Annotated in this window: 10 protein-coding genes; 4 read left to right on the forward strand and 6 right to left on the reverse strand. The window is 40.6% G+C overall.

Features of this window, described 5'->3' with window-relative positions; all coding sequences use genetic code 11:
* Positions 1-221: 221 nt before the first annotated feature.
* Positions 222-524: a hypothetical protein gene (locus tag MWU82_RS15160; protein ID WP_247097011.1), complete on the forward strand. Its 303-nt coding sequence runs from the start codon at positions 222-224 to the stop codon at positions 522-524.
* Positions 525-584: 60 nt separating this feature from the next.
* Here MWU82_RS15160 and MWU82_RS15165 read toward each other — a convergent pair whose 3' ends face one another.
* Positions 585-1076: a heme-binding domain-containing protein gene (locus tag MWU82_RS15165; protein ID WP_215950001.1), complete on the reverse strand. Its 492-nt coding sequence runs from the start codon at positions 1074-1076 to the stop codon at positions 585-587.
* A 198-nt stretch (positions 1077-1274) separates the two neighbouring features.
* On the opposite strand from MWU82_RS15165, the gene MWU82_RS15170 reads away from it, so the two are divergent.
* Complete coding sequence (locus tag MWU82_RS15170) at positions 1275-1646, forward strand: DUF3316 domain-containing protein (protein WP_247097012.1); 372 nt, start codon at positions 1275-1277, stop codon at positions 1644-1646.
* A gap of 111 nt (positions 1647-1757) precedes the next feature.
* Here the strand turns inward: MWU82_RS15170 and MWU82_RS15175 are convergent, their stop codons facing one another.
* The gene (locus tag MWU82_RS15175; RefSeq protein WP_247097013.1) at positions 1758-3077 is read right to left on the reverse strand and encodes a prolyl oligopeptidase family serine peptidase; all 1320 of its coding nucleotides are present in this window, start codon (positions 3075-3077) and stop codon (positions 1758-1760) included.
* A gap of 548 nt (positions 3078-3625) precedes the next feature.
* Here MWU82_RS15175 and MWU82_RS15180 point away from each other — a divergent pair.
* Positions 3626-5473: a hypothetical protein gene (locus MWU82_RS15180; RefSeq protein WP_247097014.1), complete on the forward strand. Its 1848-nt coding sequence runs from the start codon at positions 3626-3628 to the stop codon at positions 5471-5473.
* Between the two features lie 2 nt (positions 5474-5475).
* Positions 5476-6243, forward strand: a complete 768-nt coding sequence (locus MWU82_RS15185; RefSeq protein WP_247097015.1) for a polysaccharide deacetylase family protein — start codon at positions 5476-5478, stop codon at positions 6241-6243.
* An 81-nt stretch (positions 6244-6324) separates the two neighbouring features.
* On the opposite strand, the gene MWU82_RS15190 is transcribed toward MWU82_RS15185, so the two are convergent.
* From MWU82_RS15190 to MWU82_RS15205, 4 genes are all read right to left on the reverse strand, one after another.
* The gene (locus tag MWU82_RS15190; protein WP_247097016.1) at positions 6325-7536 is read right to left on the reverse strand and encodes a hypothetical protein; all 1212 of its coding nucleotides are present in this window, start codon (positions 7534-7536) and stop codon (positions 6325-6327) included.
* A 120-nt stretch (positions 7537-7656) separates the two neighbouring features.
* Positions 7657-8475, reverse strand: a complete 819-nt coding sequence (locus MWU82_RS15195) for an aldolase/citrate lyase family protein (protein ID WP_247097017.1) — start codon at positions 8473-8475, stop codon at positions 7657-7659.
* A gap of 49 nt (positions 8476-8524) precedes the next feature.
* Entirely contained in the window at positions 8525-11203 is a 2679-nt protein-coding gene (locus tag MWU82_RS15200; protein WP_247097018.1) for a sodium/solute symporter, read from the reverse strand.
* A complete protein-coding gene (locus MWU82_RS15205) occupies positions 11196-12860 on the reverse strand; it encodes a sialidase family protein (protein WP_247097019.1) in 1665 nt (554 codons plus the stop codon). Before MWU82_RS15205 ends, MWU82_RS15200 begins: the two co-directional genes overlap by 8 nt.
* Positions 12861-12878: the final 18 nt, after the last annotated feature.

Genomic DNA, 12878 nt, shown 5'->3' on the forward strand with positions numbered 1-12878 from the left:
CAAGAAGTTGGACCAAAGTTATTTCTATTCTGGCCTTGACCTATCCAGAAAGACTGGGTCTGGAATAACAATGACACACTTAAATGAACATAACCTATGGAGGCCAAAAACTAAATATTGAGTTAACCCAAATAACAGAAAACTAGCATTTAACAGCGTGCCCTATTCATTGCTCGTTCTCCCCTATTCAAAAGTCAACACTGAATAAATTCACTCATACTATGATCTACATAACACAACTTATTTACGTTATATCCGGACAGGAAGAAATATTTCATCAGTTTGAGGATATTGCTATTCCCACCATTTTAAAATATAATGGTAGACTTACACTAAGAATAAGACCCACAGAGGAATCCATAATTGAAAATAATATGGAGAAACCTTATGAAATTCATTTGGTGGAATTTAATTCCCAAGAAGATTTTGATAATTTTAAACAAGACGAGGAGCGAAGAAAGTTCCTGCACTTAAAGGAGAAGTCGATCAAATCCTCCATAATAATCCAGGGAACAAAATTATAGTAGCTGTTTAATTCCCCCTTTTAACTTACAAAGGGGGCACATCATAAAAACAGGGCCTTTTTAAAAGGTTTCGGTGGTATCTATTTCTTTCACCACTTTTTGCTGTGTCTCCTTTGCCCAGTCGGCTATACGCTGGTATTGTTCGTTGGTCAGTTTGGCTTCCTCATGCAACAAAAGGTAAGATTTAAGCGGCATACTCTGCTCTTTCATGACCGTATGAAGTGATTCAAATTTCTTGACCGCAATATCAGGTGGATTAGTGGCGAATTCGGAAAAATTCAAAGCCTGTTTGGCATTCCTAATATGGCTGTTCATCCACCAACTTATGGGTTGTATATTATAATACCACGGATAATCTTCAGTATAATTGGAATGGCAATTATAACAAGCCACATACAGATCCATTTGGATATCCATAGGCACTTCATACTTATCCGTTATGTCCACATGGGTATCGGCATCGACATAATTTTTTTCAGGATTAAACACAGGAAGTTGGAGAATCAGGAAGACTATAAATAACGCAAGGACAATCTTTAACCAAGTATTCATAATATCATGTTCAAAAAAGATGCGGTTTTTAAGAAAAATAGTCACAAGTGCCTTTACCGTTGAACTAAGCTAATAATTTTTTTTAAACTTTCTGGGAAACATTTCCGGCCATAGCCCCATAATTTCTGTACAATTATTCCAATTTCTGCCATTTTAATCGTACTTTTAGAGGTAGACCGTTTAACAAAATCATATACTATGAAACATACAAAAACTCCTTATTTCGGATTATTATTGACGGCTTTCCTTTTTATTTTTTCAACCAATGCTTTTGCTCAAAGCAGTAAAACTATAAAAGGAGAAGTTTTGGACATGTCTTGTTATGTTACGCAAGATGCTATTGGACAGGGCCACAAAAAATGTGCCCAAGCCTGTTTGGATAAAGGATTACCTGCCGGAATTCTCGGTGAAGACGGAAATGTTTATCTTTTGGTAGAAGACCACAGTGCAGCTGATGCCTATAAAGAAGTAATTGCACACGCTGCTGAAAAGGTTGAAGTAACCGGAAAAGTGATCGATAAAAATGGCGTAAAATCTTTGGTCGTAGAAAAAGTTACGGTAAAAGGATAGACCGCAAATGTTTTTAAACTTATTCAAAAGCAGTTCTTTCTCAGAACTGCTTTTTTTATAGTCATATTTTTCCATTGTTTAATTTGAGGCATGTTATTTTTAATAAACCCCTTATTTCCCCAACCAGGCATCGAACCAATTAAACGCCTCGGTCTGCATCTGTATATCAAACTTATGTCCGCCATCATAGAATTTACCGCTATACCTCTCCGGATGGCCCGCTTTTGAAAATACAGTAGCGAGAATGTCATCGGCTTTCTTCATTTCGGGCAGGGTATACAATTGGTCATGGTTATTGCTCTGCACCATGGTAGGCAGTGGTACACGAAGCCCTAAAATCTCAGGGAAATCCAAATAATTCGCCAGGCCCGGCGCGTATGTCATCCAGGTGTGGGTGTAGGCCTTGTTCAGTAAAAAATCTTTCCAAGTGGTCATAAACCCTACGCAAACGGCACATTTTATCCGAGCATCCATGCCCCCCAAAAAAACAGTCCGGAGTCCACCACCCGAGAGTCCCCCGCAACCAATACGCTCTGGATCCACGTCCTTTCTGGCGCTTAGAATATCCAAGGCGATACGGTCTTCGGCCAACACCATACCGGTGTAGGAGGTGCCGGCGGACAAAAGGGATTTAGCCATAAGGTGTTCATGGTGGCCGGCCCATTCGTTATAGGCTTCTATGTTTCTGACATCCTCGGCATTTTCATCCGTGCGGCCTTCCGCTTTCAACGGTCCCCATTCTATACCGGCCATATCTTCATAGAAAACCCGCCGGCTAGCAAAGGAAAAGGCGTCATGTACCAAAACGGCATAGCCCCTTTTGGCAATCTCATTGGCCCATGCCCTACCCTCATAATAACTGTTTTGGTGCGGTTCCATAAGCAGATGCTGAGTATCCGAGGTCTTGCTGATCTTTCTCTTGCCAAAGTATTTATTACCGCCATGGTCGTGCAGGGCCAAAATGGCGGGCAACTTTTCGGTACTGTTCTCGGGCTTTAAAAAAATGGCCTCTACAGGTCTTCCGTAGGGCAATTTCCATGTTAGTTCCTCTATGTGAAGTCCGTCGAAACTGTATTTCCTTTTTAGGGTAACTGTAATAGTCTCTTTTATCAAAGGCTCTGCTATCTGTTCCTGGGCCTTGGCATGGGCACTTGGTTTCCAATCTTCAATTTTGGACCAGAGGTCGTTCCGGAAGGACAACTTGGGCGGATCTTGCATTTGCGAAGCCAACCAGGGGCCGTATTGGCCTATCTGGCTTTTCGGGAGTTCTTGATTCATAGGGATAGGTTTTGAGGTTGGAACCATATTTTCAAAAGCGGCGGTCATGGTACTGGGCAAGAGTGGCAAGCCCACGGCTGCCAGCGCGGTCTTGGATATAAAGGTTCTTCTGGAACCCCGGATTTCGGCATCCGTATTTTTAGATTTTTTCATGTTATTAGGATAATTAGCAGGACATTTAAAGTTAGTACTTATTTTTAATTATTCGCTACTGTTGGTTTAGGGATGTTGGAGGGGTGGCAAGCTTCAATCAATTCTAAACATTTTGCTGGGTAAGACTGCCCCTAGTACTGGGCAAAACTCAAATAACAGATTATTAGGCTTTTTACTCGTATGTGCGCCTTCTCAATCGCCCGAAAAAAAGGCTTATATCGAAGTGACTGTTTTGTCGGTTCGCGCAGTCGAGAGGTATTGGACGCTAATAACACTAAAATGAGGTCTCGACTGCACCCGCCTGAACGGAACGGGCAGGCTCGACCGGACAACATTACCCTAAACAATTCATTAACAATTAAAAATCGCTCCAACCCACCTTATTTTGGAAAAAGGTATTCATGAACCTTCTTTGTTGGTTTATTATTAATTAACTCCTTACTCTCCCCTATTGGGGTAACCATAAGTCAGGTTTCGGCAATATTTACCAATTATAGCAGCCATTTATTACATAAATTGAATTTTTTAATTCAGACCTAATTTTACCCATGACCACAACCAAGCACTTTTTAAAAAATCTACTTATTTCCGGATTAATGCTAGCCCTATCCGTTTCCGGATTTTCCCAATCGAGCGGAATGGATGACAATTTCCAATTTGCCAAACAACATCAGGACGATCTAACACTAAGCGTATACATCACCGCGCATTCTGTGGAACGTTTGCTTTCTACCCCTGAAGGAAGAAGGGAAGCCACTTCGCTCATGATGGCCAACGGAATCACCAAAGTGTATTTGGAGGTGTACCGTGGCGGTTTGGTTGTCGCGCCAAGCCTGTTGACCGAGACCACAACATATTTTACCCAAAACGGATTTGAAGTGGTTGGCGGAATTGCCACTGTCCCGGGAGGTGATATTGGGGTAAAGCAAGAGAGCGAACTAGGTTGGTTCAATTGGCAGAATCCAAAGACCCAACAGGATATGAAGAAAGTGATATTGGACGCGGCCCCTATTTTTGACACCTTTATTGTGGATGATTTTTTATGTACGGGAGATATCAGCTTGGAATCCAAGGCCGCCAAAGGAGACCGTAGTTGGTCCGAATACCGCAGACAATTGATGACGGAATTGGCAAGTGCTCTCTTCATTGATCCGGCCAAGTCCGTTAATCCAGATATCCATATGATTATTAAATATCCACAGTGGTACGATCGTTTTCATATGTTCGGTTATGATGTGGAAACCGGTCCAAAACTATTCGACGAAGTTTGGGTAGGAACGGAAACACGGGGACAATACACCCAGCGGTTTGGATTTGTACAGCCTTATGAAGGCTTTGTGAACTATAGTTGGATAAAGTCTATGGCCGGCAATAAAATCGGGGGAGCTTGGTTTGATCATGGCGATTGCGATGCTTTGGATTTTGTAGAGCAGGCGTATCAGTCCGTCCTTGCCGGGGCCAACGAATTGGTTATGTTTAACTATGGGAGTTTTGTAAACGGCCATGCGGGACACCATCTGTTGCGAATGGATTTTGAAAAATTGGCAAGGCTAGCAAAAGCCTTAAAGACCTCTCCAATTCATGGAGTAGCCGGATATAAACCACCACATAGTGACGCAGGTGGCGATCTTTACATTATGGACTTTATAGGCATGTTTGGGATTCCCTTGATGCCAACGGCATACTATCCCGAAAATGCAACAACCATTTTTTTGCCCACACAAGCTGCCGCCGATCCCAATATTGTGGGCAAGGTAATGGCATCGCAGAAGCAGGGAAAAAGAATTATTATGACGGCCGGATTTTTGGCAAACGTAGAGGACAAGGGGAAACTGTCCAAATTGGCCGGTATCCTAAAGCCGGAGGTTGGGGTAATAAGTGCGGAGAAAATAATCCTGGATGGCAGTGAAACTACTTTGGAAATGCCGTTGGATTTGGAGGCCACATTGGAGGTCAAAAAAGCCATTGCGTTGCTGGAAGTCAAATCGGGCAACGGCAGTATTCCATTCCTGACCAAAAGCAAAGATGGACAGGTATATGTTTTAAATTCCCATACCTTTTCCGAGGCTGATTTTAAAGCTGTTGGGGAGGTGTTGCTCTGCCCTCGCCCACTGGGTCTGCTGGATCTGCCAACTTCCTGGGCCAATGAAATTCGCGCTGTTTTTAACGAACAATTACAGATAGAACTCAATGCACCCACCAGAATCACTATGCAACCCTTGGAAAATGGAGACCTCATATTGCACAATTACAACAAGGAGGAAGTAGAACTTCAATTAAACGGATTGGAAGGTGATGGACTTTTGGATGCTTTTACGGGTCAAAAATTGGATTCGGCATCAGGAACATTGAAAATGAAACCAAGGTCGCGGCTTTGGCTTAGCAAAACCCATTAGCCATGAGAATTTATCCCTTTCTTCTCCTCCTTATTTTTATTGGATCTAATGCCCAACAACCCACGCTTAAGAAGGTTGCAGGAGCTAAGCAAGCTGTATTTAGCTTCATTTTTGATGATCTAAATACGACCGACTCGCTTGTTAAATCCGTTTTTGATGAATTTGGTTTTCAGCCTTCATTTGCCATCACCACAAAGAAACTCAACCCTAAAACAGCTCCTCTGTACAAGTCTTATGCTGAGGAGGGAATAAGTATTTTATCGCATTCACACACACATCCCAAGATGAACAATTCATCGGATATTGATAGGGAAACCGTATTAATGGAATTAAAGGATTCCAAGGAAAGGATTGAAAACTATGGAATTCCCGTTCGTGGATTTGTTACTCCCAATTCATATATGCGCCCAGAATTTTTGTCCCTATTGGATACGGAGTATGATTATGCCTTTACCAATAATCACAATGATTTGTATGATATATCGGTAGACAAAAAACAGCTTGCACGCTATGGAATAGAAAGCAATATATCCACCTCCGACCACAGTATTGAAAAAATAGTATCGCGCATAGACCAAGCCATAACGAATAAGGAACTTTTGGTGTTATATGGGCATGCCTTGCCTTCTACTTACTTGGACGATTTGGGTAAACCAAGGGTTACTGCCAATGATCTAAGGGCCATCCTAAAATATTTGAAATCCAAAGTGATTAATGGCGAATGCATAGTACTTACTTCAGACTTAGCGATACAGGAATATTACCGATAATAATTGTCCGTAACAAGTATATATTCCGTGATTCTAAACTAGTCTTACTTGTATCCATTTAACATCTCAATAACCCTTAGCCTACTCAAAGCTTACTGTACTTAGGAACAAAGTATTATTATATCCTAGCTTTTTCACTTTAGGGAATTCGGTACTATCTTTTGTTACGTTGGTTTCTATGCGTTCCGCTGTGGCAATAATAGCTTTTGAACCATCTATGCCATAGGTGCTAAAATTTCCCAATCTAGCACCTCTTTCGGGAATAATTATAGTTTCGGTTTCCGGCATCACCCTGAGTAATTCAGGATCTACTTGTGCCATGAACAAGGGTGCCCTATGTCTAAAGACATGATCGTTGCCCGCTCCCCTTCTGGTATATACCAAAAATAGACCATGTGAATTGGAAACCCAATGTTGTTGCGTATTGTAACTTCCTAAAACCCTACCGTCCGTAAATTTCCATTCAACCGGGTCGTCATAATTTATCCCATCTTTGCTAACGGCTACATAGGCCGAATGATCGGTTCTCAGAGTTAGGTAATAAGTGTCTTTATATTTTGTAATGGATGGTTCATATATTCCTCGACCGGAATTCATGACAATCGAATTCCCTACCTCAATAACCGATATTTTCTGTCCATCAAAATTGCACCTTGCCACAAATGAAGCGTTGCGTTCATTACCATCATCCCAGCCCTTTTCGAACATTATTGGCAGCAGTATCTCCCCATTTTCCAGATCAAACCTTTGGGAGCATCCGGCTGATGGCCGATAAATGGTATCCCCATTGGAAGTGTTCATTGGAAACTCCAATGTTTCCAATTTGGACCATTTAAGACTATTTGGGTCATAGGTTACGTAACCAGCACCCCTTCCTACTTCCGGATCCGGCATTTGTTCCCTATTATAATAGAAAATCTTACCTGTACAAAGCACTTTTTTACTTCTACCATGCCACATGGGATAAACATCGCTGAAAATAGAATCGAACCGTTTAGATTTATGATGATTGGCCAAGGTTTGCACAGCCGTAGGCATAGACCAGGATTCACCATCTAAAGTTGAACTAAAGAACAGGTTGCCATAGTTGTCAGAGCCTTCGGTATATTGCTTACTCATCGTTACCAAATACTGGTTTTGATTTTTTCCGAAGGCCGTTGCAAAAGCTTGACTCCAAACAAAATCCGAGTTTAGACCTGTAATGATAGTATCAAGCTTCACTTGCAATGTTGTTCCCCTCTTATTGTGTTGTTCACTTTTACAGGCTCCAAGAACCCCCCAAGCAAACAACATCACTAATAATTTTTTGTAAATCAAATTAGATTTTAATACCATGACTTATGATAATATATATTCAAATTCAAATGTAACTAACCCTTAGGGACAACCTCCGCCCTTCCTACAGCCAATCTGCTATATGTTTATATTTTCAGAAGTATTGTCCATTACTTGGTCACCTGCGGCTTTTTTTAATTTATCTATGGCGTCGGACATATGAACCTTAAATGAAATCAAATCTGCCCCATGTAACAATATGTTAGCGCCTTTTTTCAACCAATTGATTTCACTTTCGATATCCTCGTATATCATATGAATTCCAGCTCCCTTACCGGAATCCCTCACTTTCGTAATTATAGTGTCCACTGCCTGAATGAATTCTTGTGATTGATAATTCTCAGGTATTCCCAAACTACAGGATAAATCATGTGGCCCTATCAGCACCCCATCAAGCTCTTTCACCTTCAAAATTTCAGGTAATGACCTAATTCCTTCTCGACTTTCTATGTTTATAATCAAAACATTTTCTTTATTGATGTCATCTACATAATTGGATAAAGTGTTCCCGAAAGAATTGGATGACACCAAATGCTCCTTTAAATATTTTCCTTTGACAGGCTTGTGCTTCACCGCTCCAACCAATTCTTTTACCTGGTCTACAGACTCAACATACGGAGCAATTAGGCCGCAGGCGCCACCGTCCAAAGCCATTGTTGCCCAATATGGATCCGGACTTGGAATGCGTACTATAGGGGCTATATTCATATTACGATAAGCCTTACACATCCAACTTAGCTTATCCCTGTCGATAGGTGTATGTTCCGTATCAATGAATACAAAATCCACCCCTAATGATTTTACTACATCCGGCCACATTGGCGAGGTGGACACTGTTAGGGTCCCATATACCCTTTTCCCAGATCTTAATCTTGATATAATTTCACTTCCTTTCATAGTTTTATAGATTTATTATTTGGGGAACCATTTTAAAAAAGCAGATACATTAATCTTTGGCAAAAAATAAACTAGCCAGGTATCCTACCAAAAAACAAGAAACAACACCTGTGGCAGAATACACCAATATATGAACCGGTTCAGTAATCCCAACATAAACCTGAACCATGATACTGACAACTATACCGATCAAAACACCCATCGAATTTGCTGTTTTTGTAAAAATTCCAAGTAGAAAAACACCACCCAAACTCCCTATTACCAGGCCTAAGACCTTTTGAAATTCATCCCAAAGTGATTTTACGTCCATGGTGGCCATCATGATTGCGAAAAGGGTCCCAATTATTCCGATAATCAAAGTTGCTTTTCTAGCCAGTTTCAATTCATTAGTCTTTTTGTTCCATCCAAACCGAAAATGAATATCCGTAGCATAAGACGTTGCAGCTGAATTCATACTACTGCTCAAACTACTCATGGCCGCTGCAAATATTGCCGCAATCAATAATCCGGAAACGCCAGTAGGCAACTCTGAAACAATATACCAAGGAAATATGGCATCATTATTTTCAAAAGTTGGATTGAGTTCTGTTGGATAATTTTTAAAGAATGCGAATAAAGTGGTGCCCACAAAAAAGAATATCAGGGTGGCCGGTATGGTCAATATGGCATTGGTCCAAACACTTTTTTGGGCTTCTTTTTGGGTCTTGGTGGTCAAATAACGCTGTACCATGGTCTGATCTGAGCCATAAGTGGTGATATTTGCAAATATCCCGCCTAATAACATAACCCAAACTGTTGGCCGTTTTAAAGACAAATCCAGATCTATTATATTGAATTTATCATTTGCCCTTGCCATTTCAAGTATGCCGGTAACCCCTCCTTCAATGGAAGAAGTCATTAAAACCAAAGACAATATAGCTCCTCCAAGCAACACGATAACCTGAACAACATCTGTCCAAATTACGGCTTCTATTCCACCGTAAATAGTGTAGATCATACTCACTACTCCCATCAATGCAATACAGACAAAAATATCTATACCAGTCACTACATTCAATGCAATGGAAGGCAGGAACATTACTACTCCCATACGTCCAATTTGAAACAATATAAATGACAGACTGCCTAGAAGCCTTATAGTTAGATTAAATCTAGATTCCAGAAATTCATATGCTGTTGTAACATTAAGCTTTCTAAAAAATGGTATAAACCAGAACACAATGACAGGTGCCACTAAAAAAATGGTCATATTGAGCATAAAATAAGACCAATCTGTAGCAAAGGTCTTTGCCGGTACGGCCATAAACGTTATCGCACTTAAGGCGGTCCCAAAAATACTTAGTCCCGCTGCCCACCAAGGAATACGACCTCCGCCTTTAAAATAATCCTCAGTACTTTTCTGGCGTTTAGAAAAGAAATAGCCCATCCAGGCTAGAATAAAAAAATAAAGGCCAATGACCAACATATCTATTATTCCAAGATGCTTTGCATCCTTGTTAATAATAATTTTCAGTACTCTTGGAGTTCTTACACCAGGCCTAACCTCACCTGTGGGGACAACAATATCGCCGTTCCAGGTAACCGCAGTAGTAGTTACCTGCCCAGTTTGCGGTATCTCACCTATTTCATAAAACTCTTTAGAAATTGTATTAAAACTGTATATTTTATTTCCGAATCCAGGGTGCTCGTTAAGATGAGCGGTCAGTTCCATTTTGGCTAATTCCAACATTCTACCCGCATCCTTGCCATTTACCAATTGACTTTCCAATTGTTCTATTCTTTTCTTGATGTCGATCTCTTGCATGGCCAGATTACCATTAGATCCAGAAGTAAAAATTATCGAACTTGCACCAAGTGGAAAAGCAGTGCCTGCCATAACCTTAAATTCTTGAATTCTATCATTTGAAATGACCTGCCATTTATTGGTCGTAGGATTGAACACATGTGCATCAGAAAGTACCTTCCAATCTCCTTGAGGAGTAATATTCCTACCGGAAAAAAGGTAAAAACAGTTCTCCAAACCGTTACTTTGACTAACACTGACCGAGAAGGCTCTTGGGTCGCCATCCCATGATGGCAGTAACTCCCATTCCCAATTCTTTGGATTATCACCAACCAAGGACAACTTATAAAAACTATTGGTAGATGCACCACCAAAATCCGAAATACCACCAGCCACATAAATCGCATTATCGACTTTGGAAAAGGCAAAATTGGTAAGTGGCTGTGGTAGATCAGGACCTTGATTTATTTCTATTTCCCCCGTTTCTGGGATATAGTCAATAAACCAAGTATTAGATATATTGGTGTCTGAGGTGTTCCCGCCAAAACAAAGCAACCCTTTATTAGTGGATATAGCCCCTCCATACCCAGCAGCAAAAGGTATCTTTGTTGAGGCTACTTCCCACTGAACTGTACCATTCGCATTTTTCTTGAGTATAAAAATCCCGTCATAATAGGTTTTTATTCCACCTTCCCAAGGTAGTTTATCCGGAAAATTGGCCCCACCTGCCACAATCAATACATCATCGTCTATGCCCGTATATGGCCCTGCAAGACCCGGTTGAACATTTTGCCGAACGTTCGGCGGAAGATCTGGAAGATTGGTATACTCAAAATATTTATCCTGTGCATTGGCTTTCGAATAAATGAAACAGAATGTAATAGACAATATTAAGCCCCAAAACTTGAAATCTTTAATGTTTTTCAAAACGACTGCTCTAGTCATGTTTTTTGATTAGCTCATTAATATTGATCTTTTGGAAGGTCATATGGGCTTGACTACCTTCATAAAGTATTCCAATATGGTCATTATCTACGGAAGTAATACAGGAATATCCTGCACCACGACCTTCATCCAGTTCCATCCAGTACTCCCTAGGCCAAGTATTTCCATCATCTAAACTGACCTTTATGGTCTGTTTTATTCTTTTGTACTTGGAATTAGGATTTGAAAACACCATAATACTCTTAGAAGCCCCTTCATTATCCGTATAATCATGGCGATGGATACTGGCCATACAGGTAGGTTCTATAAGCGCACCGTTAGAGGTAGGGTGTTCTGTCCACGTTTCTCCCAAATCTTCTGTAATCATTATTTTTCTACCGTTAGTTTCTGATTTGTCCTCCCTATTCTTGTTGTCACGTATGTTTAGCATGATGTGCCCATTGCTTAATTCGACCGCCATGCATTCTGTGGTATTTTGTGATGCCGGATTACTGGTTGTCCACGTATTGCCCCCATCCTTACTATATGTTATGTTGGAAAATGGTATTCCGTTCTCATCCCTTCCTTGGGTTGGAATAACCAAGGTTCCATCTTTTAGGGTTATTCCATGACCGGGTGCTGGTGCCCAAAGCCACCATTTGGGGTCTTTACACATCTCCGTTAGATTAATGGGATCACTCCATGTCCTTCCATCATCAGAACTTTTAGTGATAAGAAATTGACTTGTCTGTTTAACACCAAAACCTGATTGGGAACCCTTGGTTCTCCACTGATGGTTCCATGCATCACTTTCTTCAGTCAAGTTTTCTTGCCAAATGCCTTCAGCGTTGATAACGCCATGCATCCATAGTCCGGCCAAATAAATGGTTCCTGTATTCTTGTCCACCAAAATATTGGCATCACTTACGCCATTAAATTTTTGAGGCAGTCCACCCCATTCCCCCATATCCAAGGCTATGCGCATTGGCTCCCAGGTATTTCCGTTATCTATGGATCTACTAACTCCAATATCCATGTGCCCTTGTAAATCCCTCCCTGACTCCCTGCGTACATCATAAACAGCTAACAAAGAACCATCTTTGGTTGTGGTAAGACCGGGAATGCGATATGTGTGTACATTATCTTCTTGGTGCTGTCTCACGGCTACTCCAAGACGTAAGGCCTTAGTTCCTGTATGATTTGATACTACGAATTTTTTGTCCCCTATAGTGACATAATCTATATCGGTATAAACTTTATCAGTAAGATCAACATTATCGGTCAACTCGTAGGAGACCCAGAAATAGTTGGTTCCTGATTTTAAGTTTTGTTTTCCGTTAATCAAGGATACGGTTTTCGGATTATTTACCATCCCGAACAAAATTTTATTACTGAAAAGGGAATCGTTCTCGGTATAGTAAACCCGAATATTCTTAATGAAGTCTTTTTTTATTCCATCAATCGATACCTGAATGGCATTTACAATTTCATCATTGGTCTCACTATCCAATTGCAATCTTATGAATGGGTTATCTTCTTTACCCACTAAGATTGGATAGTTGAACGTTTTTGCGACAATCCTTTCACTTATTTGTACTTCATCTTTACAAGCCCAGGAGATAATAAGAAGAAATAGTAGCATTATTTTCTTTACCATTGTCTTAATTTTTAGTTTCATCAATATCATTGTTTAGTT

This window comes from Arenibacter sp. S6351L (assembly GCF_023016025.1).
In the GTDB taxonomy this organism is placed as follows: domain Bacteria; phylum Bacteroidota; class Bacteroidia; order Flavobacteriales; family Flavobacteriaceae; genus Arenibacter; species Arenibacter algicola_B.